This window comes from Dasania marina DSM 21967, assembly GCF_000373485.1.
GTDB classification, from domain to species: Bacteria; Pseudomonadota; Gammaproteobacteria; order Pseudomonadales; family Dasaniaceae; genus Dasania; species Dasania marina.
The window spans coordinates 734464-760556 of the sequence record NZ_KB891576.1 but is presented as its reverse complement, the minus strand read 5'-3'; the positions used below and the strand labels follow the sequence as shown (position 1 = coordinate 760556).

At 44.7% G+C, this 26093-nt stretch carries 25 protein-coding genes and 2 rRNA genes; 21 read left to right on the top strand and 6 right to left on the bottom strand.

What is annotated here, in order from left to right:
• The 7 genes from B067_RS0108040 to B067_RS0108005 all read left to right on the top strand — a co-directional run.
• Positions 1-2579 (top strand): 23S ribosomal RNA (locus tag B067_RS0108040); the annotation flags it as partial.
• Positions 2580-2804: 225 nt separating this feature from the next.
• Positions 2805-2920 (top strand): 5S ribosomal RNA (gene rrf, locus B067_RS0108035).
• A gap of 770 nt (positions 2921-3690) precedes the next feature.
• Complete coding sequence (locus B067_RS19955; protein WP_019529565.1) at positions 3691-4602, top strand: formylglycine-generating enzyme family protein; 912 nt, start codon at positions 3691-3693, stop codon at positions 4600-4602.
• A gap of 85 nt (positions 4603-4687) precedes the next feature.
• A complete protein-coding gene (locus B067_RS0108020) occupies positions 4688-6232 on the top strand; it encodes a 2-isopropylmalate synthase (RefSeq protein ID WP_019529564.1) in 1545 nt (514 codons plus the stop codon).
• Complete coding sequence (locus B067_RS0108015; RefSeq protein ID WP_019529563.1) at positions 6232-6966, top strand: hypothetical protein; 735 nt, start codon at positions 6232-6234, stop codon at positions 6964-6966. The genes B067_RS0108020 and B067_RS0108015 overlap by 1 nt, the downstream gene beginning before the upstream one ends.
• Positions 6930-7439: a ribosomal protein S18-alanine N-acetyltransferase gene (gene rimI, locus B067_RS0108010; protein WP_156820780.1), complete on the top strand. Its 510-nt coding sequence runs from the start codon at positions 6930-6932 to the stop codon at positions 7437-7439. The genes B067_RS0108015 and rimI overlap by 37 nt, the downstream gene beginning before the upstream one ends.
• Entirely contained in the window at positions 7436-7840 is a 405-nt protein-coding gene (locus B067_RS0108005; protein WP_019529561.1) for a hypothetical protein, read from the top strand. The genes rimI and B067_RS0108005 overlap by 4 nt, the downstream gene beginning before the upstream one ends.
• A gap of 25 nt (positions 7841-7865) precedes the next feature.
• Here the strand turns inward: B067_RS0108005 and B067_RS0108000 are convergent, their stop codons facing one another.
• From B067_RS0108000 to B067_RS0107985, 4 genes are read right to left on the bottom strand one after another with little or no spacing between them, the layout of a single operon-like run.
• Positions 7866-9125 carry a putative bifunctional diguanylate cyclase/phosphodiesterase gene (locus B067_RS0108000; RefSeq protein ID WP_019529560.1) on the bottom strand — a complete coding sequence of 420 codons (1260 nt, stop codon included), beginning with the start codon at positions 9123-9125 and terminating at the stop codon, positions 7866-7868.
• 19 nt (positions 9126-9144) lie between these two features.
• Positions 9145-10380, bottom strand: coding sequence for a cyclic di-GMP phosphodiesterase (locus B067_RS0107995; protein WP_026244517.1), 1236 nt, complete (start codon positions 10378-10380; stop codon positions 9145-9147).
• A 33-nt stretch (positions 10381-10413) separates the two neighbouring features.
• Positions 10414-11676: a glycosyltransferase family protein gene (locus tag B067_RS19950; protein WP_019529558.1), complete on the bottom strand. Its 1263-nt coding sequence runs from the start codon at positions 11674-11676 to the stop codon at positions 10414-10416.
• 4 nt (positions 11677-11680) lie between these two features.
• Positions 11681-12259, bottom strand: coding sequence for a MiaE family protein (locus B067_RS0107985; protein WP_019529557.1), 579 nt, complete (start codon positions 12257-12259; stop codon positions 11681-11683).
• Positions 12260-12424: 165 nt separating this feature from the next.
• Between B067_RS0107985 and fabV the strand changes: the two genes are divergently transcribed.
• The 5 genes from fabV to B067_RS22235 are packed head-to-tail and all read left to right on the top strand — an operon-like array spanning position 12425 to position 16904.
• Complete coding sequence (fabV, locus tag B067_RS0107980; protein ID WP_026244516.1) at positions 12425-13615, top strand: enoyl-ACP reductase FabV; 1191 nt, start codon at positions 12425-12427, stop codon at positions 13613-13615.
• Positions 13616-13675: 60 nt separating this feature from the next.
• On the top strand, positions 13676-14551 hold the full coding sequence (locus B067_RS0107975) for an MBL fold metallo-hydrolase (RefSeq protein ID WP_019529555.1): 876 nt from the start codon (positions 13676-13678) through the stop codon (positions 14549-14551).
• The gene (locus B067_RS0107970) at positions 14548-15114 is read left to right on the top strand and encodes a YfaZ family outer membrane protein (RefSeq protein ID WP_019529554.1); all 567 of its coding nucleotides are present in this window, start codon (positions 14548-14550) and stop codon (positions 15112-15114) included. Before B067_RS0107975 ends, B067_RS0107970 begins: the two co-directional genes overlap by 4 nt.
• Before the next feature lie 60 nt (positions 15115-15174).
• Positions 15175-16779, top strand: a complete 1605-nt coding sequence (locus B067_RS21220; protein WP_019529553.1) for a diguanylate cyclase domain-containing protein — start codon at positions 15175-15177, stop codon at positions 16777-16779.
• Positions 16780-16781: 2 nt separating this feature from the next.
• Complete coding sequence (locus tag B067_RS22235) at positions 16782-16904, top strand: hypothetical protein (RefSeq protein WP_019529552.1); 123 nt, start codon at positions 16782-16784, stop codon at positions 16902-16904.
• Positions 16905-17193: 289 nt separating this feature from the next.
• On the opposite strand, the gene B067_RS0107955 is transcribed toward B067_RS22235, so the two are convergent.
• Together B067_RS0107955 and B067_RS21215 are read right to left on the bottom strand one after the other, a co-directional pair.
• Positions 17194-17736, bottom strand: coding sequence for a lipocalin family protein (locus B067_RS0107955; protein WP_019529551.1), 543 nt, complete (start codon positions 17734-17736; stop codon positions 17194-17196).
• Positions 17737-17771: 35 nt separating this feature from the next.
• Positions 17772-18644 carry a MerR family transcriptional regulator gene (locus B067_RS21215; RefSeq protein ID WP_019529550.1) on the bottom strand — a complete coding sequence of 291 codons (873 nt, stop codon included), beginning with the start codon at positions 18642-18644 and terminating at the stop codon, positions 17772-17774.
• A gap of 309 nt (positions 18645-18953) precedes the next feature.
• Here B067_RS21215 and B067_RS0107945 point away from each other — a divergent pair, with 309 nt between their 5' ends.
• Genes B067_RS0107945 through B067_RS19930 form a run of 9 tightly spaced genes read left to right on the top strand, consistent with a single transcriptional unit; the run spans position 18954 to position 26074 of the window.
• The gene (locus tag B067_RS0107945) at positions 18954-19964 is read left to right on the top strand and encodes a YbgA family protein (protein WP_019529549.1); all 1011 of its coding nucleotides are present in this window, start codon (positions 18954-18956) and stop codon (positions 19962-19964) included.
• Positions 19965-19993: 29 nt separating this feature from the next.
• Positions 19994-20542, top strand: a complete 549-nt coding sequence (locus B067_RS0107940; RefSeq protein WP_019529548.1) for a DUF3833 domain-containing protein — start codon at positions 19994-19996, stop codon at positions 20540-20542.
• Positions 20539-20961, top strand: coding sequence for a nuclear transport factor 2 family protein (locus tag B067_RS0107935; protein ID WP_019529547.1), 423 nt, complete (start codon positions 20539-20541; stop codon positions 20959-20961). Before B067_RS0107940 ends, B067_RS0107935 begins: the two co-directional genes overlap by 4 nt.
• A complete protein-coding gene (locus tag B067_RS0107930) occupies positions 20958-21683 on the top strand; it encodes an SDR family NAD(P)-dependent oxidoreductase (protein ID WP_019529546.1) in 726 nt (241 codons plus the stop codon). Before B067_RS0107935 ends, B067_RS0107930 begins: the two co-directional genes overlap by 4 nt.
• Before the next feature lies 1 nt (position 21684).
• On the top strand, positions 21685-22944 hold the full coding sequence (locus tag B067_RS0107925) for an NAD(P)/FAD-dependent oxidoreductase (protein WP_019529545.1): 1260 nt from the start codon (positions 21685-21687) through the stop codon (positions 22942-22944).
• Between the two features lie 2 nt (positions 22945-22946).
• On the top strand, positions 22947-23861 hold the full coding sequence (locus tag B067_RS19935; protein ID WP_019529544.1) for a DUF1365 domain-containing protein: 915 nt from the start codon (positions 22947-22949) through the stop codon (positions 23859-23861).
• On the top strand, positions 23848-25074 hold the full coding sequence (locus tag B067_RS0107915) for an SAM-dependent methyltransferase (protein WP_019529543.1): 1227 nt from the start codon (positions 23848-23850) through the stop codon (positions 25072-25074). Before B067_RS19935 ends, B067_RS0107915 begins: the two co-directional genes overlap by 14 nt.
• A complete protein-coding gene (locus B067_RS0107910; protein ID WP_019529542.1) occupies positions 25074-25559 on the top strand; it encodes a DUF2878 domain-containing protein in 486 nt (161 codons plus the stop codon). The genes B067_RS0107915 and B067_RS0107910 overlap by 1 nt, the downstream gene beginning before the upstream one ends.
• The gene (locus tag B067_RS19930) at positions 25556-26074 is read left to right on the top strand and encodes a chalcone isomerase family protein (protein ID WP_019529541.1); all 519 of its coding nucleotides are present in this window, start codon (positions 25556-25558) and stop codon (positions 26072-26074) included. The genes B067_RS0107910 and B067_RS19930 overlap by 4 nt, the downstream gene beginning before the upstream one ends.
• The last annotated feature ends 19 nt before the right edge of the window (positions 26075-26093 follow it).

The window sequence follows — 26093 nt, the reverse complement described above, 5'->3', positions numbered from 1 at the left end:
AGCCCCGTACACGAAAGCGATAGTTGACGCATTAAGTAGGTCGGGACACGTGATATCCTGATTGAAGATAGGGGGACCATCCTCTAAGGCTAAATACTACTAACTGACCGATAGTGAACCAGTACCGTGAGGGAAAGGCGAAAAGAACCCCGGAGAGGGGAGTGAAATAGNTCCTGAAACCGTGTGCGTACAAGCAGTGGGAGCAGACTTGTTCTGTGACTGCGTACCTTTTGTATAATGGGTCAGCGACTTAATGTCTGTAGCAAGCTTAACCGTATAGGGGAGGCGTAGGGAAACCGAGTCTTAATAGGGCGTCATAGTTGCAGGCATTAGACCCGAAACCCGGCGATCTACCCATGGCCAGGTTGAAGATTGAGTAACATCAATTGGAGGACCGAACCCACGTATGTTGAAAAATGCGGGGATGAGTTGTGGGTCGGAGTGAAAGGCTAATCAAGCCGGGAGATAGCTGGTTCTCCTCGAAATCTATTTAGGTAGAGCGTCATATCTTACCCGCGGGGGTAGAGCACTGTTTGGGCTAGGGGGTCATCCCGACTTACCAACCCCATGCAAACTCCGAATACCGCGGAGTACAATTATGGCAGACACACGGCGGGTGCTAACGTCCGTCGTGGAGAGGGCAACAACCCAGACCGCCAGCTAAGGTCCCTAAATACTATTAAGTGGGAAACGATGTGGGAAGGCTCAGACAGCTAGGAGGTTGGCTTAGAAGCAGCCATCCTTTAAAGAAAGCGTAATAGCTCACTAGTCGAGTCGGCCTGCGCGGAAGATTTAACGGGGCTAAATAGTATACCGAAGCTGCGGATGCGTGCATTTATGTACGCATGGTAGAGGAGCGTTCTGTAAGCCTGCGAAGGTGAACTGAGAAGTTTGCTGGAGGTATCAGAAGTGCGAATGCTGACATGAGTAACGATAATGGGAGTGAAAAACTCCCACGCCGGAAGACCAAGGTTTCCTGCCCCATGCTAATCAGGGCAGGGTTAGTCGGCCCCTAAGGTGAGGCTGAAGAGCGTAATCGATGGGAAACAGATTAATATTTCTGTACTTCTTATAACTGCGATGGAGGGACGGAGTAGGCTAGGCTAGCGCGGCGATGGTTGTCCGCGTTTAAGGTTGTAGGCAAGTGTCTTAGGTAAATCCGGGACGCTCCCTTTAGTGGGAATGCTGAGAGCTGATGACGAGTGTCTCTTTGAGACATGAAGTAGTCGATGCCATGCTTCCAAGAAAAGCTTCTAAGCTTCAGGTTATGAGGAACCGTACCCCAAACCGACACAGGTGGTCAGGTAGAGAATACTAAGGCGCTTGAGAGAACACTGGTGAAGGAACTAGGCAAAATGGTACCGTAACTTCGGGAGAAGGTACGCTCCCTCTGGTGATCGGATTTACTCCGTAAGCTGAGGGGAGTCGAAGTGACCAGGTGGCTGCAACTGTTTATTAAAAACATAGCACTGTGCAAACACGTAAGTGGACGTATACGGTGTGACGCCTGCCCGGTGCCGGAAGGTTAATTGATGGGGTTATCTTCGGAGAAGCTCTTGATCGAAGCCCCGGTAAACGGCGGCCGTAACTATAACGGTCCTAAGGTAGCGAAATTCCTTGTCGGGTAAGTTCCGACCTGCACGAATGGCGTAATGATGGCCACGCTGTCTCCACCAGTGACTCAGTGAAATTGAATTTGCGGTTAAGATGCCGTATACCCGCGGCTAGACGGAAAGACCCCGTGAACCTTTACTATAGCTTCGCAGTGGACTTTGAAATGTTTTGTGTAGGATAGCTGGGAGGCTTTGAAGCTGTGTCGCTAGATGCAGTGGAGCCAAACTTGAAATACCAGCCTGATCATTTTGAGGTTCTAACCTAGGTCCATTATCTGGATCGGGGACATTGTGTGGTGGGTAGTTTGACTGGGGCGGTCTCCTCCTAAAGAGTAACGGAGGAGTACGAAGGTGCACTAATCACGGTCGGAAATCGTGAGGTTAGTATAATGGTACAAGTGCGCTTGACTGCGAGACTGACAAGTCGAGCAGGTACGAAAGTAGGTCATAGTGATCCGGTGGTTCTGTATGGAAGGGCCATCGCTCAACGGATAAAAGGTACTCCGGGGATAACAGGCTGATACCGCCCAAGAGTTCACATCGACGGCGGTGTTTGGCACCTCGATGTCGGCTCATCACATCCTGGGGCTGAAGCCGGTCCCAAGGGTATGGCTGTTCGCCATTTAAAGTGGTACGCGAGCTGGGTTTAGAACGTCGTGAGACAGTTCGGTCCCTATCTGCCGTGGGCGTTAGAAAATTGAGGAAAGCTGCTCCTAGTACGAGAGGACCGGAGTGGACGAACCCCTGGTGTTCCGGTTGTATCGCCAGATGCATTGCCGGGTAGCTACGTTCGGACAGGATAACCGCTGAAAGCATCTAAGCGGGAAGCCCCTTCCAAGATTAATTTTCTCTGGAACTTTAAGTTCCCTGTAGGGCCGTTGAAGACTACAACGTTGATAGGCTGGGTGTGTAAGCGTTGTGAGGCGTTGAGCTAACCAGTACTAATTGCCCGTGAGGCTTGACCATATAATTAAGTAGTTTACTGCCTACTATATGAGACAAGAACAGACGATGAGTGTAAAAACTCCGCTCGAAAGAGCAANGCCGGATCGTACATAGATTCGCACAAGAGATTTCAGTGTAACCTCTGTTAAAGAAAGGTTGTTATCAGCTTATTTATCGCCCTATTTGGAATAGTGAACTAGGCAGTACCTCTGGTACCTAAGACCGAAACACATCCAAGCCAGTTTTCCTGGCGACCATAGAGACATGGTACCACCTGATCCCATACCGAACTCAGAAGTGAAACGTGTCATCGCCGATGGTAGTGTGGGGTTTCCCCATGTGAGAGTAGGTCATCGCCAGGATTGATTTTAAAGCCCCAGTAGGTATTCCTGCTGGGGCTTTTCTTTGTGTGCTTCGTAGGCAGTCAGCGGCTGGCGATAAGAGCCTGCCCCACGCAGTGCTTTGGGTACCAACGGTCACAGCCAATGGCCAATACGCTATGCGGGCCACGCTGAGCGCTCGCTACGCTCGCGGACTGGATCCTCGCTAGGATTAAAATTAAATAGCCACTGTGTTACACGGGCTACACTGACACCCCGTTCGCTTGCTGGACGGGGTTTTTTATTTTACGCCCGTTGATCTTCTGCCCCGTTATACCCAAAGCACTTCGTGGGGCACGCTGAGCAAGCCATAGGCTTGCCATGTGTACCCAAAACATTCCTTGCAGTCATGGGCAGGCCCACGACCCATGCACCGTAGGTGCGGAGGACGGGGAGCCAAAGGCTTCGCGTAGCGATTGCAAGCATTGCTTGCAACCCAAAGTAGGTAGCCACAACACTCCCTTCGGTCATGGGCTAGGCCCTCACACTCTCAGAACAATATGAACACAAATAAGCTGGGGCTTTTCTTTTTTATCTCGGTAAAGATGAGTGGTATCCGTTTACAGTCCTATGATTTTTCTCCCGTTACAATCTGGCAGCCCACCTGAATAAAGCATTCCCGCAAGCAAGATTTATTAAACACTAAAATTCCAGGAACACTTTCCTCTGCTAGCCTTATTAATATTTATTGTTTTTTAAATTTGTTACCATTGCCGGTTCTAGACCTATGCTTTTAATAAAAGAGAATAATAATGCGCGTTTCTAGTTGTAGTATCTTATTGATTATTAGTGTTTTTTCGCTGTTGTTAGCGGCTTGTGGATCCTCTGGGTATAAAACAGACCCTGAACAGCCTTTGGCTGTTGTGCTGCCGACTAAGGCTGATTTTTTTAACGATGTGATGGCTGATGGATCTAGTGGCCCCAAGTTGGTGCGCTTACCAGCCGCTAGTTTCGTGATGGGCTGCGAGCAGGCGGGGGATTGCTATGATGATGACCGGCCGCTGCGCTTGGTGGCTATTCCCAATGGTATATCTTTAATGCTGCACGAGGTGAGCTTTACCCAATATGATGCCTTTGCCAAAGCGACTCAGCATGAATTACCTGATGACAAAGGTTGGGGTCGAAATGATAGACCGGTGATTAATGTTAGCTGGGATGATGCCGTTGCCTACAGCCAGTGGTTATCAGCGCAAACGGGTCAAAATTATCAGCTACCTACCGAGGCGATTTGGGAATATGCGGCCAGAGCGGGTACAACTAGCGCGTTCTTTTTTGGCAATGACATTACCCAATTATGTACTTATGCCAATGTCGCCGACAGTAGCGAGGCGAAAGATAGGCAAGGCAAGCCTCTAATAGCCTGTAACGATGGTGTAGGGCGCAGTACTACGCAGGTGGGCAGTTACCAGCCCAACGCTTTTGGCCTCTATGATATGTATGGCAATGTACGTGAATGGGTGCAAGATTGTTATCACGATAATTATCGTAATGCGCCGGTAGATGGCAGTGCCAGAGTTGATGATTGTAATACTGAAGAAATGGTACTGCGTGGTGGTGCCTGGTTTAGTTTTCCTTGGATTAACAGTTCATTTACTCGGCAAAGTACACCGGCCTACGCCACCAGTTTTTCGGTGGGATTTCGATTAATGCGTATTGAACGATAGGCCGTTATTTACCGCGCTATTTCTAGTACAATACGCGGCATAATTTTACTTTGTGTTAGCAGTTTTGCGTGATCCCGGAGCCTGTATGAGCAAGTCGCCACTAATAATTTTTGATACCACCTTGCGTGATGGTGAGCAAAGCCCTGGGGCTTCGATGACCAAGGATGAAAAAGTCCGCATCGCCAAAATGCTGGAAAAAATGCGGGTGGATGTTATAGAAGCGGGTTTCGCCATTGCCAGCCCCGGCGATTTCGATGCCGTGCAGGCGGTGGCCCAAGCCGTTAAAGATAGTACTATTTGTAGCTTGGCTAGAGCCAACAGCAAAGATATAGAGCGTGCCGGTGAGGCACTTAAAGGTGCTAATAGTGCTCGTATACATACTTTTATAGCTACCTCGCCCATACATATGGAATATAAGCTGCGCATGCAGCCCGACGCGGTAGTCGAGCGCGCAGTTCAGTCAGTTAGGCAGGCTTGTACTTATACCAACGATGTAGAGTTTTCCTGTGAAGATGCCTCGCGTTCGGAGTTTGATTTTCTTTGTCGTATTATTGAACAAGTCATCAACGCCGGTGCCACCACCATCAATTTACCCGATACTGTAGGCTATGCTGAGCCTGCCCAGTACGGTGAATTAATTGCGCGTTTACTTAACGCCATTCCCAATGCCGATAAAGCTATATTTTCTGTGCACTGTCACAATGACTTGGGCTTAGCGGTATCGAATTCCTTATCAGCAGTGATGAAGGGTGCGCGACAAGTGGAATGTACTATCAATGGCTTAGGTGAACGTGCGGGTAACGCAGCGCTGGAAGAAATTGTGATGGCGGTACGTACCCGCGCCGATATATTCCCGGTTGTAACAAATATTGATATTTCACAAATAGTGCCCATCTCACGGCTAGTATCGTCTATCACTGGTTTTGCGGTACAGCCCAATAAAGCCATAGTAGGCGCCAATGCCTTTGCTCACGAATCAGGCATACATCAAGACGGCGTATTAAAACATAGGGAAACCTATGAAATTATGCGTGCCGAAGATGTAGGCTGGAACACCAATAAATTGGTGCTGGGTAAACACTCAGGCCGCGCTGCGGTAAAAGCGCGTTTTAGCGATTTAGGTGTTAGCTTTGACGATGAAAAAGTATTTAATGATGTATTCGCTAAGTTCAAAGACTTAGCCGATAAAAAGCACGAGATATTTGATGAAGACTTACAGTCTTTGGTTTCTGATACAAGCAATGAAAACGCCCAAGAAAAATATAAACTGCTTAGCCTAGATGCAAGATCACAGTCTGGCCATAAACCCGTTGCTGATTTACGTATCGCAATAGACGGTAAAGCCGTGGACTGTCACAGTGAAGGCGATGGCATAGTTGATGCGACATTTAAAGCCATAGAAAGCGTAGTTCACAGCGAATCTTCTTTGTTACTGTATTCGGTTAATGCGGTTACTCAAGGCACTGACTCTATAGGTGGTGTTAGTGTGCGCTTGGAAAAAGATGGCGTTATTGTTAACGGTCTGGGTTCAGATACCGATGTGATGGTGGCTTCGGTTAAAGCCTATTTAGATGCACTTAATTTATTAGACGCAGGTGTGCTTAAAGCGCACCCACAGAAAGGCATTTAATGAACGAATTACACCGGCAAGCTTATTTAGATGCTATGGGCGTAGACAGCTACTTCCCTCGAGCGACCTTGGCCGGTGCCTTAGCTTCGCCTATCTGCTTATTGCCAGAGGTAACGTCAACCCGCCCTGAGTCGGCTGTAGTTGCTGGCGCTAATGTTGCGCTCAGTCGGCCTGTAACCGGTACAGCCGCGAAAGATGTGATGGCTAGCATAGGCTTGTTAGATACAAGCAAACTCAAAGCCGCTAGGCCGCAGTTGGCCGTGCAAACAGTAGAGCCTGTTATTACCGGCAAGCAAGCCGTGCCGCACTTTTCATTAATGGTGATGGCGTCGGCTCATTTTGTGCTAATTGCTGAGAACATCGCCGGCCAGCAGGCGCAAGATTATCAGCAAATGTTAGCGAATATTACTTTGGCTTTAGGTGATAGTCAGCAACCAGTTTATTTGCCTTTTAGCTGGCCCATGATTAACAGTGCGGCGGTCGATCAAAGCGCTGCGGTTGCGCGTATGGCCTTAGCTGCATTTTTAAAAGAACATGTAGCTAATCGCACCGCAGTCATTTTTGGTCCTGCTGCGCAATACCTCCAGTTAGAAGATACTATAGGCCAGTTAACTAATGTGCCATCTTTAGGCTGCCCTGCATTGATCACCGCGTGTGCGGCCAAGGCTTATGCCCAGCCTGAACGTAAGCGTGAGCTGTGGCAGCATTTAGCGCCTCTGCGATTAGCACTATAGTGTCGACGGAAGCCTTAGCAACTAGACCCATGCTATTAGCGGATGCAGCGAGTGTGGCGACTCTTAATAAATCAGCAACCCCTTACCCTTGGTCAGAAAGTCATTTTATTGAAAGTATTAATAGTCACGATTGCCAGCTGCTTATGGATAATGATCGGCTAGTGGGTTTTATTGTGCTGCAGCACAGTTGCGGCGAAAGTTGTTTACTGAACATGGCCATACACCCCGACTACCATCAACGCGGCTATGCCCATTATTTATTGGGTTATGGTTTACAACGTTGTGTGCGTGAGCAGTCTAGCCAGTGTTATTTAGAGGTTAGGGCATCGAATAGTCCAGCGATCGCCTTATATACTAAGTTGGGTTTTAGTGATGCGGGCCAGCGTAAAAATTATTATCCTACTGCGCAGGGCTATGAGCACGCGCTAATTATGATTAAAGCACTGACATGCAGTGCTGGAGAAAAAATATGAACGTTGTTGAATCGCAGTGGTGGATTATTGACTTGCCGCCAGAATGGCAAGCTGAAGAAGATGAAGAAACCATACTTATTAGCGATGAGGATGGGGTGGGTGAAATTGCTATTACTACCTTAGAAAAAACCGATGGCGCGGTTAGCGATCAAGAATTACGAGAGTTTAGCTTAGAGGTAGAACAGCAGTTTGGTGCTGGCCAAGTCGTAGAGTTGGCAGAGTTACAAGGTTATTACTATAGCTATGATGACGATGGCGATGCGGTAAGAGATTGGTATTTACGTTGCGATAATTTAGCCTTATTAATTACCTATTCTTGTGCGCAGGATAACGCCGGTATGGATGACTCCGCCGTCAACGAAATATTGAACACCCTGTTTATTAAAAAACCTGAGCAATAGTCTTGTGTGAAAAAACGGTGCGAAGCTACTGTCCAGCAGTCCAGGCTATATACTCGTCATAGGGTATGGGCCGGGATAAATAATAGCCTTGGGCAAAGTCACAATTCAATAATTTAACCAAAGCTAACTGCTCTAAGGTTTCTATACCTTCGGCAACAATGCTGAGTTCAAAGGACTTTGCTAGGCTGACGATTAATTCTACTATGCGCCTATCCGCTGAATCATTGGTCATATTATCAATAAAGGAGCGGTCTATTTTTATTTCGTTGGCTGGTATATGTTTAAAATAGGCCAGCGATGAATAGCCGGTGCCAAAGTCATCAATAGAAATCCGTACCCCTAGATTCTGCACTTTCTTTAGATTGTTAAATCCTGATTCTTTATCGCCAATAATAGCGCTTTCGGTAATCTCTATGGTTAATTTATCGGGGTCTGTGCCCCATATATTTAATGCATTTTCGATTATGTGGGGTAGTTCAGGTGAGTCGATAATATCGGCGGAGACATTGATGGCAATGCTGGGTGTGGCAGCATTGGGCCAAGCTTTTTGATGACGCAAGGCCGTGTTTAGTACCCACTGAGTAAGCTCTATATTTAAACCTAGGCGTGCACATAGTGGTAAAAATTGATCGGGGGGAATCATGCCTCTGGTAGGATGCTTCCAGCGCAGTAAAGCCTCGGCTTGACTGGTGTTGGGGTTATTGATATTGATTTTTGGTTGGTAATAAAGCTCTAATTCGTTTTCATGTAGGGCAGTCTTAAAGTCATTGAGTAAAGAAAGATCCGAGTGGCCAAATAGTTCTGTTTTAATATCGGCAATATGAAACGGTAGGTTTTGTGATTTTGCTTCCGATAAAGAATGCTCTGTTACTAGTACTAATAGGTCGTGATCTGACGCTAGGTTGGTTGCTGAGGCCCCTATGTTAACCGAGATCAGGATTTTTTGTTGATCATAGATGAAAGGCACTTTTAGTGCTTCCGCGATACGGTTGGCGGATAAACTAATAAAGTTGGGACCTTTTAAGTGAGGGACGATAATGGCGAATTCATCGTTGCCCAACTCAAAAACAAGCTTAGGGTTTTTACTGTTTTCTTTTAAAATTTCAGCAACGTGCTGTAATAGTTTGTCACCGCACTCATAACCATAAGCTCTGTTAATGGTTTTAAAGTCGCGTATATCGATTAAGAGTAAGCCCAGCCAGCTATTATCATTGAGGTTGTCGCTAAGAAATTTAATGCTATTAAATAATTTTGAGCGGCTATCATTTCTATTGGTATTAATCATGGTCGGTGACTTATTATCATTATAAATTTAGATCTTCTAAGTGCAGATTATAGCTGCCAGGTTCTAAGCTTTCGACGATATCTAGGGCTTGCCCTGTTTCATCATGGGTTACTGTGAGTAAATCAATAACTTTAAAGGTGTGCAGCGGATGTTTGTCTCTATCGAGTAGTTGGATTATTTTAGGGCGTAAACGGCGTGTTCGATATTCGGCTAATACTACCCCCACTTCACCGCTGCTAAGCTCTACTAGCGTGCCGGCAGGGAATATGCCTATCGCTTGAATAAATTCTTCAATCAGCTCTGACTGAAAAGCATGTCCGCGCCAGTCATAAAGTTTTTTGATGGCAGTGACGGGTGAGATAGCTGGGGCATAAGGCCGGGTTGAGGTAATAGCATCATAGCAGTCAGCAATGGCGGCTATGCGCGCGAAAATGGGAATGTCATCACCTTTTAAGCGATGAGGGTAGCCCGTGCCATCGTAGCGCTCGTGATGATAGGCGATGATATCTTTAATGGTGTTGTTAATGCCGCCGCTTTTAATGACTTTTTCTAAGCCCAAGGGTACATGAGATTGTATCAGGGTAAACTCATCATCAGTGAGCCTGCCTTGTTTATGAATAAGCTCGCTAGGCAAAAACATTTTGCCTATATCAAATAAGGTGACACCTATGGCCAGTGTTTGTAAATCGGCTTTAGGTAGGCCTAGGTGGCGCCCCAAGGCGACTGCCCATATAGAGGCTGATATGGCATGTTGATAGGTGTAGTCGTCACTCTTGCGCAGACGGGTTAGCCAAATACAGGCATCGGGATTGCGTATAATGCTGTTCACCATAGGTGTGATGGCTAGCCTGACCTCTGCTATATCTATGGGGGCGTGTTGGTGAGCATTGTTAAAAATACTAGAAACTGTATGGGTGAAGGTTTCCAATATAGGGCGGGCTTTTCTTAACTCTACATCTATGCTGTTGCTGTCGCTATGTGAACGCAGTTTTCTGTGGGGGAATAGTTGTCTAATGGTTTCTTTATTACAGCCTTTAGCTGCTGCTAGGTCTTTAGCCTGGCTAATGCTGGCCGCAGTATCAATATAAACAAATAAGCAGTATTTGCCTATGTCTTCTATATCTTGCTCGTTGGTAATTAAAAAGCCCTGCATAAGAAAAGGGGTTTCTATCCACGGCCGGTCCAGAGATGAAACATACATGCCTGGTTTAAGTTCGCCTATGAGCAATTTTTTTGGAGCAATCGATTTTGGCATGTAGTTTTGGTTGATTGAGTGAGTTGTATTTACCTAAAGCTTGCTTATCGGTAAACGAAGCACGTTTAATGGTTGCCCAAAAGCGTATTGTTGTACGTTACTTACCCATTGTTGGTAAGGCATCATCGGGTAGTCATTGTCGCGTATAAAATGGAGAAACTTTAATGTTTTGAACGCATCAAACCATACTGTTAAGTGCTGTAAACGCTGCTGGCTACTTTTACCGTGACGGTAAGTATGGCTTAGCGCTTTCGATATATCAAAATGATTCAACGCTTTTTCTAATAATGCATTATCCACGGCAGGATCGGTAATGCTATTAAGTGCTGCATTGATATCATCAGTATGGGTGAGCAGAGCTATTATTGTTAGCGCCGCTCGTAAATAGTGGAAAATAGCCGGGTGATAAAATGGCATGGCAGCGTAGTCGCCACTGTCGATAATCTGTTGCACGGCGGGGCCTGTGCCAAAGGGTACACGGCTAGAGGCGCGGCTAAGAATAGCGATAGAGGGCTGTTGTAGGCTGGTGATGGCGGCTGTTTTCGCTAATTTATTCAATAGATAAAAGTCTTCTGCCCCGGCGCGTTTAGGGAAGCCTCTAACCTGCGCATAGTGTTTATAGTTAACCGCCATAATACTGCCCAAGGTGTGGTAGGCATAAGGTGAGCCTGCCCAGCTTAACCCGGCCACATAATAGGTCAGCGAGAGCTCATATAGCTGGGTGGCTGTATGCACATAGTCCTGTTCGCCAGCTATATGCTGATAGGCAAATAATATGGCTGCGCTTTTAGTGCTATCGACCGTATCGCAGCTGGAAAAATAATCTTCAGGTAGGCGCGCATCGGCATCGGTATTCGCTATCCAGGGGCGCTGTATTTGCTGCCTTGCTATGAGTTGGCAGGCGATATCATTGGCTATTTTTCTGGCTAGGCCTACCCCTTGCCGCTGAGGGATGGGAGGGCCGTTAAGACAGCGATCTATCACCAATAAGCCGCTGTGATTAGCCAGTGCGTGGTAGCGCAACAACTGATTGCTGCTTTGCCAGTCGGGGCTGCCTAGTGGTGCTATGAGTTGCTGTGCCCACTGGCTGTGGTTGTCTGTATCGGGCCGGTTTAGTACCACTAGTAATAGGCAATGTTGTTGCTGGGCGGCAAATTGGCAAAAATACGCTAGCGACTCACTGCTTTCGCGATACATGGGTATGGCTAGGCAGTAATTAAACAGCGGTGTAAATCCGTCCAACCATTGCGATTCGGGCTCAGCGTAGTGCTGTAAGTATTTGGCAATGGCTGACATGGTTTTAATGTAGGGCCGCGCGGTGGGGTAGTGCTTTGACTATCTCGGCCTCTATGGCGATCAGTTCAGCTAGGCGGATATCGACCTCAGCCTTATCAAAATAGAGATAGGCTAGGTCTACAAACAAGCCCTCGTGGCGCTGTTCGGAGCGGCTAATAGCTACATAAAAGGTTTTTAGCTTACCCGGCTGCAAGGCGTCAGCAATAAGGCCAAAGCGCTCGGCGCCACGGGCCTCGATAATGGCACCCACCAGCATGCGGTCGAGAAAATACTCCTCTTTGCCACGCCTAAAGGCTGTGCGGAACTCGTTAACATAGGGGTCTTTCCCGTCTTTATCAGCTTGGCCACCACGCTCGTGCACCAGCTTGATAACCTCGCGAAAATGGGTCATCTCCTCTATGGCTAGATCGGCCATGGCGTGTACTAACTCTATCTTGTCGGGGTAGTGGGAGAGCATAGACATCGCCATACCGGAGGCCTTTTTCTCGGCAGTGGCGTGATCGAGTAAAAAACGATCAAAGTCGGCGAGAACCGTGGCAGTCCATTCGGCAGGGGTTTGATAGGCTAAATTTACTTTGCTCATAAGGGGTCGAATACTACCAATAGTTGAGGGTTAAATAGCCGTTATTATACCGTTGTGCAGACCGAATGTTTTACTCTTATCAGATAAAAACAGGCTGGCTATGTGTCGCTAGCAGTTTATAATACCGCTCATTTATTATCAGACTACTCCTATCAAGGGCCTATTATGATTATCAAGCCACGCGTACGCGGTTTTTTGTGTGTTACCACTCACCCCACTGGCTGTGCAGCCAATGTTAAGCGCCAAATTGATTATGTAACAGCCAATGGCCGCATAGAAAACGGCCCTAAAAAGGTACTAGTGATAGGGGCATCTACCGGTTACGGCTTGGCCTCACGTATTACCGCAGCCTTTGGTAGTGGTGCAGCCACCTTGGGTTTGTTTTTTGAGAAAGAAGGCACAGAGAAAAAAACAGGCTCAGCGGGCTGGTATAACTCGGCAGGCTTTCATCACTATGCCGAAGCCGAAGGCCTATACGCCAAAAGCATTAATGGCGATGCGTTCTCTGATGAGATTAAGCAAAAAACCATAGACGTTATTAAAGAAGACTTAGGCCAAGTGGACCTAGTGGTATACAGCCTGGCCTCGCCAGTGCGTAAGCACCCTAAAACCGAGGTGCTGCACAGGTCTACCTTAAAGCCCATAGGCCAAGATGTGGTGCAAACCGGTATTGATACCGATAAAAACCTATTAAAGCAATTTACCATTGAGGCTGCCAGCCAAGAAGAGATAGATAACACCGTAGCGGTTATGGGCGGCGAAGATTGGCAGATGTGGATAGATGCCTTAGATGAGGCGGGTGTTTTGGCGCCGGGCGCGAAAACCACCGCTTACACCTACTTAGGGGACCAAATTACCCAAGATATCTACTGGGATGGCACTATAGGTGCGGCCAAAAAAGATTTAGATAAAAAAGTACTTTCTATACGTAAAAAGCTAGCCGCCCATGGTGGTGATGCTCGGGTATCGGTATTAAAAGCCGTGGTCACCCAAGCCAGCTCAGCCATTCCTGTTATGCCACTTTATTTAGGTTTACTGTTTAAAGTGATGAAAGAGGAAGGTACGCACGAAAACTGCATAGAACAAATCGACTTGCTGTTCCGCGAAAGCCTTTACGGCGATACCCCGCGGCTTGACGAAGAAGGCCGCTTACGTGCCGACTACAAAGAATTGTTGCCGGAAATACAGCGTAAAGTTGAGGGCCTATGGGCGCAAATCAATGATGAAAACCTATTCGAAATCAGTGATATGCAGGGCTATAAAGACGAGTTTTTAAAATTGTTTGGCTTCGGTTTTGATGAAGTAGATTACGAATCCGATGTGGACCCCGTAGTACCGATTAAAAACGTAGTATAAGCAAAGGCAAAAGAAAGGCAGCATACGCTGCCTTTTTATTGTGATGAGAAACAGACTGCTGTGAAATCTATTGTTGCCGGTGAATGCGTACAGCTGTCAAAGCTGGTGCGACGTATTACGGCCCCTAATCCTGGCGTGATGACTGGGCCGGGCACCAATAGCTATTTAATAGGCAGGCAACAGATAGCCGTAGTCGATCCAGGCCCCGCCGACCCCAGCCATATTGCAGCCATCCTAAAGGCCTGTAATGGCAAGCTTAAATGGATTTTAGTCACCCATACCCATCTCGATCACTCGCCGGCAGCACAGCAATTAGCGCAGCAAACCGGTGCCCAATTGTTGGGTAATGTGTTGGCTCAAAATGATGGCTACCAAGATGAGAGCTTTAAACCCAGCCATAGCTTTCAGCATGATGAGTTGTTTGTTTGTCCGGAGTTTAGCCTGAGGGCTTTGCATACACCGGGACATGTTAATAATCACCTGTGTTTTTTTTTAGAGCAAGAAGGGCTGCTGTTGGCCGGCGACCATATAATGCAAGGTTCAACGGTGGTGATTATCCCGCCCCACGGTGATATGCAGGCCTATATGGCTTCACTTAGCTTGCTGCTACACTATGCAATTGCCGCTATAGCGCCAGCCCACGGCCATATTATTAACGAGCCTGTGGCTGAAATTGAGGCTTTGTTACAGCATCGCTTAGGTAGAGAGCAGCAATTGATAGCCACCTTGCAGCAGCTATCCCCAGCCAGCTTGGCGCAATTAACAGCTCAGGTTTATCGCAATGTCGATAGTGCCTTACACCCTATCGCGCAATTATCGCTATGGGCGCATTTACTGAAATTAGAAAAAGAATCCGTTGTAAACTGCCAGCAAGATCTATGGCAACTGTGCGACGGTATGAATGATAAAACAACGAATAAAGGAGAGGGCTTATGATAATAAAAAACCTGTTAAAAAGTGTGGTGCTATGTAGTGCCTGTATAAGCTATAACGCTATTGCCGATAATTTTAACCTCAGTATCAGTGATGAAAGCTTTGGTATAGGTGCTAGTTTTGATCCTGTGGGCGAAAACTCCTCGGTTGACATCAATTTGTTGCACGATGACGATTTCGACTTATTGCGCCTAGGCTTTTATGTTGATGTGATAGCCGATCAAAGTGACATCAAAACCATACACCAGCTAGACCTTAAGCTAGGTTTAAAAGGTGTGGTGCTGGAAAGTGATTTTGATGATGGCATGGCTTTAGCCGTCGGTGGTTCAGCGGAATTACCCATAGCTGATAAAATCTCTGTCTTTGCCCACCTGTATTATGCCTCAGGAAAGTTATCTTTTAACGATTTAGAAAAATACCAAGAGTGGTCTATGGGTGTTAAAGCAAAGGTTATAAAAAACGGCGAAATTTCCTTAGGCTATGGCTCTATAGAGGTTGATACCGATCACGTTAAAAACGCAGAGCTGGAAGATGGCGTCGTATTTAAAATTGCTTTTGGGTTTTAATTCAACGCTGCTATTTTTATTAGTATAGGGCTAAGGTTAAGGCAGTTCTATGAGTAGACAATGAAAGTAAAACATTACTGGGCTTCTGTGCTGTTATTACTGGCAGGGTTGCTAGCTACCTATACTTTGGTGCAATACTCTAACAATAGAGACCTCAACCGGGTTAGCCAAAGTGTAGCGGTAGATATAGAGCTCTATGGCGGCTATCTTACGGCTGAGACTCAGCGCGCATTAACTTTACTACATACCTTGGCGAGTTTTTTCAGCGTTAGTGAGGTTGATCATGCTACCTTTGACTTGGTGGGCGCGGATGCCTTAGCTAATTATAAACATTTACAATCTCTATTTTGGATACCTAAAGTTTTAGCTGAAGATCGCGAGGGCTATGAGCGCATAGCCCAAAATATCTATCCCGGTTACGAATTTAAAATACGCGATGAAAACGGTGTATTAGTCACCGAACAAGCGCAGGATTACTATTACCCCATCTATTATCAAAACTCGCGCAATAGCCGCGCAGGCTTGGGGTTGAATTTAGCCGAAGGGTTGTTGGGGCGTGAGTTAGATCGTATCCGTGATCAAGGCCCAAGCACTTTTAGTGTCGACATAAAACCAATTTTTGGTGACCCCTTATACGGTGAGGAAGATGCCAAAAACTATCTCATGATAATGATGCCGGTTTATACTGGCAGCCCTACTAACATAGAAGCCTATCATCGCGCATTTAAAGGGTTTTTAATTGGCGCGATACGTATAGATTCGTTGATTTTTGATTACTTAAATTTTGAACGTTATACGCAATTAGAGATTAGTGTTTCCGATATTACCTCACCGGAACGCACCGTTTACATCGCCTTAAATGAGCCGGAAAAAGGTGGTAACTTATTAGAGGAATACAGTGCCCGTATAGAAACCGTTATAGCAGGTGATCGCCGCTGGTTAATAGAAGGCATGCCTACAGATAAATATATAGGCTTGGTGAGTACCGGGCAGGGTAGTTATATTGCTTTTATAGGCATGATGATAACCTTAGCAATAAGCTTTTATATTTATTTACTTCGGGTAAGGGCTGAGCATGTAGAGGATGAGGTTAAAGCTCGCACGCGTGAACTCAGTTTTGTTAATCGCAAGCTAGAGCATCTTACCCGTACCGATGCATTAACTCAGCTGGCTAATAGGCGTTACTTTGATGAATATTTAGAAAAAGAATGGCTTAGAGGGCGTCGCGATAAAACTGTGCTGTCTTTAATTATCTGTGATGTCGATTACTTTAAAAAATATAATGATAGCTACGGCCATATCGCAGGCGATAAATGCTTGCAGCAAATTGCCATTGCCTTAAAAAGCGCATTCTCCCGCTCGGTGGACTTGGTTGCCCGTTACGGTGGGGAAGAGTTTGCTGTGATATTACCCGGCAGTGTGGTTGAAGATGCAGGCGTGATGGAGCGGGCTGCAAAATCCATAGCCGAATTACAGATAGCGCACAGCCAATCCACTGTGTCTGAATATGTCACCATGAGCTTCGGCGCCTGTGTAGTGAAACCCAACAACGATATAGAAATAGTTGAATTTATTAAACGCGCTGATCAGGCGTTATATCGCGCTAAAGAAGAGGGGCGCAACTGCGGTCGCGTGGTTGATTTAGTTGATGAGAACAAAGAGTAAGCATGAAAAAATTAGCTCAAATATTAATTTTAGCCAGCGCCTTACTGGCAGGCTTGCAGTTGGGTTTGTATATGACCAAGTCTAAAGTTGATGAAAGTTCGGCGGCTGTTGAATCTGGCGAGTAGTTGATATCCTTATTGTCGTACCGTCGCAGGCCAGTATCTATAGTGTGAGTGGTTAGCCAGCCCCCCCCCCGGTCCGTATCCATGTGATCAGTTATGCCCGCTAAATCATTAATTAGGTGTTAATAGTACATTAATCACAGCATTAACATGTTATTTTGATGGCAAAACATGAGCCTTGGTACCTATAGATTTAGAGGTGTCAATGCGCCAAGGGTAACCATTACATATCGTATAGTTTTTACAGTTAGGCATGCAGCCTCGGCAGGGTAGTCGATGTGTTTTCTGTTCACTATTCATTATTTTCCACCTTCATGTTATTCATATCCTGATTAACGAAAATAATATTTTTCGCTTCAAATCCAAGGCGTGTAATTTTATCAATAAAGTGGTTTTTCAAGTCGAGGCTGATGGTGGGTGATCTTGAAAGCAGCCATAGGTAAGACCTGTTAGTGCTGGTGATAAATGCATGCTGGTATTCCTCATCCAATTCAAACACTATATATGAACCGTAAAATGGGCCAAAAAAAGATACTTTTAAATGAGCGGTGCTGTTATCTCTCACAAAATAGGCTTTGCCTTCGGCTGTTTTCCATTGATTATTTTCTTTTTTTAATCCACGGTTAATCACCGTAATGCCGCCATCACTATGCACTGAATATTCAGCGCTAACCGATTGCATGTTGCGCTCAAATGAATGATCTAGCCTGGCGATTTCATACCATTTCCCGGTATAGCGATTAATGTCGAAGTTGTTAACAGGGGTAATGCCTTCAGGAATACCAATGCAGCCTGAAAGTAAGGTTAAGGCTGCGGTAAATAATAAATAGCGCATGGTCTTTATCCCCTTATGCTTTTAAGTGAAATAGTTTATTTTTCAGCCTGTTTATTTATCAGAAAGTCTATGCATTGGTTTAAATCCGCAAAAACTCTGGCGTCGTCTTTGATATCAGACAAAATGGCAGCAGTGCCGCACAGTAGCAAGCTTTTGTTTGTTGCCATAGCTGCTGAGATCATACGTGCTTCGTCCGCTTTCCAGATACCATCTTGATAAAATATCGTAGTGTTGTGATTAAGCTTGGATGACAATTCTATGCAGTCTGCCACATCAAAAGGCCTGCACATTATCTGCGTTTTATAATTCGCATCTGCTAGCTCCATTGCCATTAAGCATAAGCGCCATAGGGGCGTATTATCGCCGCAAATCAAGGTCAGCGCTGACCGTTTATCTTTAGATGCATTTGAATCTAGTCTAAAAAGGGTGTAACGAATTAAGGCGCTTTCGGCAAATAAGTAGGCGGCTTTACTTTGCCTGCTTGTAAGTGCACTTAACGTCGGTTCGATAAGTTTTTTTCGACACAGGCTTGGTGGGTAGTTTAAAAAAAACTCGTTGATTAAATGTTCAATTTTTCCTGATGAATAAGATTTTATTGCCTCCTCTAGCGCATTGATGTGTTGGGGCCAGCTATCAGTGTCGCTGTTTTCAGTGTGTGTATCTTGGTCATTCAGTAAAGATTTTACTTTTCTTAAAGGTACACCTCTAGCCGCTAGAGATAGAATTTTTTCTATGGTTACGACATCGGTTTCAGAATAGAGGCGGTGTCCTTTAGCTGTTCTTTGAGGGGTTAGCAGCCCATAACGCCTTTCCCAAGCTCTAATCGTGACGGTGTTTACTTGTGTGCGTGCGCTCAGCTCGCGAATAGGGAATCTACCTGATTCATCAATGGCGTCTTTTTCTGGCATCTAGGTCTTGTCCGTGGGGCTGTTTACGTGGGGCGTTTTATCCAATGCAGTAACTATACAGAAAATATTTCTGTACAACAATCTAATTGTACATTACTATTTTTTGTATAACTTTTGTGAGGTAACGATTTTTGCATGTATTGGCAGCGGAGTACCGACGATAGCTGACTGTTTTTAATGCCTATATCGTATAACTACTAGTTTTTTAATCGCTTAACTGGCTGGTTAATGAGAGATGCAGTTGGAGCAGCAGTCGGCAGCTGACGCCAGTAAAACTGGGATTTAAAGCAACGTTAACAGGGGCTAGCAATGAAAAGTTCAGATATTATTACGGCGACGACTATTGATAATAAACCTTATACCGAGCCTGATGCTGCTCAGATTAATGTGGGGTTAAGTGCTTGTCTTGCTGGGCAAGAAGTTAGATATAACGGTGGCCATACCCAGTCTCGGTTATGTTTAAAACTATTGCGTAAGTACTTCACCTTTAAGACATTTTGTCCCGAAGTCGCAGCGGGTTTTGGTATTCCTAGGCCTACGATGAGGCTTATAGGTGACCCGAATAAGCCTACACTCACCTTTAGTAATGATGAGAGCAGTGATTTAACAGCGCAGCTTGAGCGCGGTTACACAGATAAATTATCAGAATTTAGTGATTTAGATGGCTATATCTTAATGAAAAACTCACCTAGCTGTGGCCTTGAGCGAGTGAAGGTCTATCAAGCTAACGGTCACCCTCATCAAATTCGCGTGCAAGGACTGTTTGCTGCGGCACTACAGCAGCGCTATCCTCTTTTGCCTATCGAAGAAGAAGGGCGGCTGCATGATCCGCAGCTATTTGAAAATTTTGTGCTGCGGGTTTACGCCTACCGCAGCTTTAAGTCCGAGGTGGTGGCTACACCACTTATGCGTAATCTGTTGGCTTTTCATAGCCAGTACAAATATATTTTGATGGCTCATAATCAAACTGCCTACAAAGAACTGGGTCGTATGTTGGGGCAGGCCAATAAAAACATATCTGAAGATTTTGTCGGCGAATATTTTGAGTTGTTTATGAGGGCACTTGAAAATCCTGCCAATAGAAAAAATCACACCAATACCCTAATGCATATGCTGGGTTACCTTCGCAAAAAAATTCCGTCTGCAGCCCGACAAGGCATAGCGGCTGTGATTCATAAATATCATAAAGGCCAACTGCCATTGATAACACCGCTTACTTTACTCAATCACTATATTGAACAATATGGCTCAGACTATATACGTAGCCAGCGTTATCTTAAGCCTTATCCTGAGTCTTTGGGTTTGGCCAATCGTTTGTGATGTCAAAACTAGAAACAAGGTGATGAATAATGACCGCGTTAAAGATATATACATTAGCCGTTTTTACTACCTTATTACTTACTGGTTGTGCGGCAGATATAAATTATTATAAAAGTAAATCTCCGCAGTTTGATATTAAAGAATACTTCAATGGTGAAATGACTGCCTGGGGTATGGTGCAAGATTACTCTAGTAAGGTTACACGTCGATTTTGTGTAGAGCTGAATGGTCAATGGAATGGTAATCAAGGTGTATTAGCTGAGACGTTCTATTTTAATGATGGCGAGGTAGCCTATAGAAACTGGCAGCTAACGCGTTTGGAAAAAGGGCGGTATCAAGGCGAGGCTGAAGATGTAGTGGGTATTGCTAAAGGGCTGCACCAAGGCTTTGCTTTTCAATGGCAATATCAGTTAATAGTGACTATTGATGGCGAAAACTATCAATTCACGATGGATGATTGGATGTATCAACTTGATCAGAATCGCGTATTTAATCGTACATCTATGAGCAAACTTGGCGTGACAGTGGCTGAGATTAGTTTGTTTTTTGATAAAAACAATAATGAGAAATGTCTATGAATAATGCTGTTAGTAATTTTTGCGAATTTTATGACAAATTGACCGTTGATAAACTCACAAGCCTCAATGCGGTTTATGACAAATGCGCTGTTTTTGAGGACCCCGCACATACAATTAATGGCTTGGATGATATTGCTCGCTATTTTCATAATATGCTCGCTAACATATCCTATTGTCATTTTGAAATTGACGATGTGATTGAGAGAGATAGACAAGCATTTGTAAAGTGGGTTATGAGATTTAGTCATCCTAGGCTTGGTAAAGGTAAAGAAATAAAGGTCCCCGGGGTTAGCTATATAAAGTTTGATGCACGCATTTTATACCACCGAGATTACATGGATATGGGGAGTATGATTTATGAGCATGTTCCATTGTTAGGGTCAGTTATTCGTAAAGTAAAAAGCGAGATGGTTAAATGAAACGAATACTTATTACCGGTGCAAGCTCTGGCATTGGGCTTGAGTTAGCAAAGAAATATTCAGCCTTGGGGTATCAAGTTATTGCTTGTGGACGAAATGCGGAAAAACTAGCGGCTGTATTACCTGCCGCAGACAATATTATCCATTGCATCTGTAATTTGAATAGTCGCCAAGATGTGTTGGTCAATATGTGTAAATTCAAAAAATTAAATATCGTTATTCTTAATGCTGGCACTTGTGAATATATTAATGATGCGCAGAGCTTCGATAGTGAGTTATTACAGCGTGTTATGCAGACTAATGTTGTAGGTACAGGTAACTGCTTGCAGGCAATACTGCCTAATGTCTTGGCGGGTGGACAATTAGCGATTGTTAGTTCAGTGGTAACCTTGCTACCTCTCTCTCGTGCTGAAGCTTACGGGGCCTCTAAAGCAGCGTTAGATTATTTAACGCGTGCCTTGGCGATTGATCTTGCACCAAAAAAAATTGATGTTAGTTTGATTCGACCGGGTTTTGTGGCAACGCCACTCACCGATAAAAATAATTTTCCTATGCCTGGTATTGTTACTGTTGAGAGAGCGGGCGAGGCTATCATTGATGGTTTGAACAAGCGGCGCCGGGAGATTAGGTTTCCTAGTGGGTTTTATTGCGCCTTAAAAATATTGTCGCTATTGCCTAGCGGTCTATGGCATAGGCTGGCACGCAGAATGGTAAAAATTTAGTATGAATAGTCAGTCAAAAAAAATTGCCATTATTGGTAGTGGTATATCAGGCCAGTCAGCGGGTTACTTATTAAGCCGAAAGCATCAGGTTACGTTATTTGAAGCGAATGACTATCTAGGCGGCCATACCGCAACCGTCGATGTAGAGCTTGATGGCAAACAGCTAGCCATAGATACAGGTTTTATCGTCTTTAATGACCGTACTTATCCAAACTTTATTAAATTAATGACTCATCTGGATATAGACATACAGCCAACCGAAATGAGCTTTAGTGTGCACAACCACGCTAATGGATTGGAGTACAACGGCCATAATATAGATACCTTATTTGCCCAGCGCCGAAACTTATTTAATCCACGTTTTTATGGCTTTATCAAAGAAATACTACGTTTCAATAAGCTCGCTAAAAAAGCCGATGCTGGAGTCCTTACCGGAAGTAATGAGACCCTAGGTTCATTTTTAGATAAGCACGATTTTGGGGACTACTTCGCCAACAATTATATCCTTGCTATGGTTTCTGCTATTTGGTCGTCTTCTATTAATGGCTGTAGGGAGTTTCCCTTGAGTATATTTTTACAGTTCTTTAATAACCATGGTTTATTGGATATTAATAATCGCCCCCAGTGGTATGTTATTAAAGGCGGCTCACGTAGTTATATTCCCCATTTAATTCGTCCAATTCAAGATGTTCGTCTAAATTCACCAGTATTATCCGTTGCTCGTCAAGAGCATAAGGTCACCGTGGTGATGGCTGACTATTGTGAGCAATTTGATGAAGTTATTTTTGCTTGCCATGCGGATCAAGCACTAGCACTATTGGATGATCCTTCTATTCAAGAGAAGGCTGTTTTAGGTCGTTTAGTTTATCGTGAAAATGAAGTGGTGTTGCATACTGATACCGCTCTGTTACCTCGTCGTAAGAAAGCCATTGCCAGCTGGAATTATTGGATAGACTCTGACAGTAACGATCTGCCCTGCGTGACTTATGATATGAATATTCTTCAGGGTCTAGATGTTGGAGAAAATGTTTTTGTTACTTTGAATAAAACCCAGTCGATAGACCCCGATAAGATTTTGAGAAGGTTTAGTTACTCCCATCCGGTAATTACCTTAGAGTCTATTTCTGCTCAAGCTAAGCGTGCTGAAATATGTGGTATTAATCATACGCATTTTTGCGGTGCTTATTGGTATAACGGATTTCATGAGGATGGTTTGCGTAGTGCATTAGACGTGTGTCAGCGTTTTGGGGCTGAGTTATAAACATGAAATTCCTTGGTGATAATAGCGGTAATGACAGCCATCAAGCTTTTAATAGCGCATTTTATATTGGCGATGTTTTTCATAAGCGCTTTCAGCCAAAAGTTCATCAGTTTAATTATCCATTGTATATGATCGCTTTAGATCTTGATGAGGTGGATGATATTGATAAGCAATATTGGTGGTTTTCTCAAACGCGCTGGTCGCCACTGCAATTAAACTGCCATGATTATTTAACCTCGGCCTCGATAATAAAAAGTGATGGTGATGGTGATGGTGATGGTGATGGTGATGGCGAAGGGGCGATTACTAGCGATGAGTTAAGCCCATCACAAAAACTTAAATCTACTGCATTGGCTGTTGCGTCAGTATTGGGTGCCAATTGTGAAAGCGTTAATTGCGTTGTCATGCTGGCGCAAATGCGTTGCTTTGGGTTGTATTTTAGTCCGGTAAATTTCTTCTTTTTACAGCATGATGACGAAGCTCTATATTTATTGGCGGAGGTGAGCAATACACCGTGGAATAAAAAACACTGTTACTTAGTCGATTTAAACAAAGAGAAATTCACCCCTAAAGATTTTCACATATCACCTTTTATGAATATGGATATGGAATATCGCTGGCAAATAGAAGTTCCAAAAAAAAATACTCGAATTGAAATAGAGAGTTGGCGCGATCAACGCTTATTTAAGGCCGTTTTTTCAGCTGAGCGGCATGAGATTAGTCCAGCCAGTATTAGAAAGGTTCTACTGAATTGGCCAATGGTTACGCTAGGTATACTCCAGCGTATCTATTGGCAGGCTTTAAAACTTTATGTAAAGGGTATCCCCTTTGTGACTTATATAAAAACATCCAAGTCGGCCCCTTCTTTCAATGCATCGAATAAGATAATACAAGGTGATAAACATGAAAACCTCTAATACTGTCGCTGCCTGCACTGCACAGAAAATGACCTTGGCAAAGCGCTTGGTCTTTTCGTTGCTTAACCGTTTGCAGCATGGCCATGTTCGTTTAATAGATGGTGATAATGACTATTGCTTTGGTAGTGAGGACGAGGAGCTGCGCGCAGAGCTAACTATCGTTCACCCTCAAGCATATAAGCGTCTTTTATTTGGCGGCAGTATCGGTGCCGCCGAAGCTTATGTGGAGGGGCTATGGCAAACCGACAACCTCGTTAATCTTATTCGTATATTTTCTCGTAACTTGCCGGCCCTGAAAAAATACGAAGACAGGTTTGCTTGGCTAAGTAAGCCGTTTAATCTTATTCGTCATCGCTCTAATCGCAACAACAAGTCTGGCAGCCGCACCAATATTGCTGCCCATTACGACTTGAGTAATGAAATGTATCGTATGTTTCTTGACCCGCATATGCAGTATTCCTCGGCGATCTTCCCTCATGCCGATGCCAATTTAGAGCAGGCGCAAGAGCACAAGCTGCGCACTATTTGTGAGCGCTTACAATTAACCCCAGATGACCATCTATTAGAAATAGGCACCGGCTGGGGTGGGCTGGCGTGCTTTGCGGCTATACATTATGGTTGCAAAGTGACTACCACAACGATCTCAAAAGCTCAGTATGACATAGCCCGGCAGCGAGTGAATGATGAAAGTCTGCAATCGAAAGTCACCTTGTTATTGGATGATTACCGCGACTTGAAAGGGCAATACTCCAAGATTGTTTCGGTAGAGATGATTGAAGCGGTTGGTCATGAATTTATGCCTGAGTACTTTAATATTCTCGATAGGCTGTTGGAACCGGGTGGCAAGCTATTGATTCAAGCGATTACTATTGAAGATCAACGCTATGACGAATACCGCACTAATGTCGATTTTATTCAGCGCTATATATTCCCAGGTGGCCACTTACCTTCGGTGAGTGAAATTTGCCGGCATATTAAGGAGCAAACCAATATGCGGCTCAATCATTTCGTCGATTACGGTCAGGATTATGCTAATACATTAAAGGAGTGGGGTAGTCGCTTCGATAAAAATCATGATGCCATATTAAACTTGGGCTTTAGTGAAGATTTTTATCGCCTATGGCAATACTATTTTAGCTATTCAGAGGGTGGCTTTCGTGAAGCGGTCATTGGGCTGGCCCATATTGAAACCGTAAAGGCTAAGTACAGCTAATGAAGCACTGGTTGTTAATACAGGCGTCGCTCTTCCAGATTATTTGGTTGGCTTGCATTTTTGGTGGCAACCAATGGCTTATTTTTCCTATGGCATTATTGTTGCTCCATTTTATTATCACTCCCAACAAATATGCCGACTACAAAGTGCTGCCATTGGCTTTAGTCGGCTTTGGTATTGATTATTTACTCATGCTGGCGGGTGTTTTCTATTTTGAGGAGTCGCCTTTATGGTTAGGGGCTTTATGGCTGGGGTTTGTACTTAACTTTGGCCATAGCTTAAAGTTCTTGCGTCGTTTAAACCCATTATGGTTAATGCCCATAGGTGCTTTTTCAGGCTGTTATGTTTATCTTATAAGCTGGTACTTGGGTGCTGTTTGCTTGCCTATGGGCACTGTTTTATCGGGTTTATTCATTGCTGCTATTTGGGCGCTAACCTTGCCGTTTTATGTTAAGGCTGATAAATATATTCGGGGCATGTCATGAGGGATTTAAAGGCGCTTGTTTTTGTAATATGGGTTTTGTTATTGGCCATGGTCAGCAGCTATGGTCATGCCAATCCTGTAGCTAATTATAAGCTGGTGGGTAAAGGCCAAATGACGTGGTTTTGGTTCGATGTTTATAAAGCAAAACTATTGACACCATCGGGTAACTATCAAAAACAAACATGGCCGTTGGCATTAGAGTTGATCTACCAGCGTGATATTAGCCGAGACGACTTAATTAAGGCGACTAAAGATGAGTGGCAGCGCCAACAGTTAAATTATCAGGCCCAGTGGTTAACCAAGCTTGAACAGATATGGCCAAGTGTTAGCGAGAATGATTCACTGTTATTGTTTGTTGACAGTGATGGGGTTAGCCATTTTTATTACAACAGTGTATGGGCCGGTGCTATTAAAGACCCTAACTTTTCTGGCGCGTTTACCGCTATTTGGCTGTCCACTAACACCTTAAAGCCTCGGCTAAGAGATCAGCTGGTCGGTGCAGTTAATAAAAGCTAAAAAATAACTAAAAAGTCAT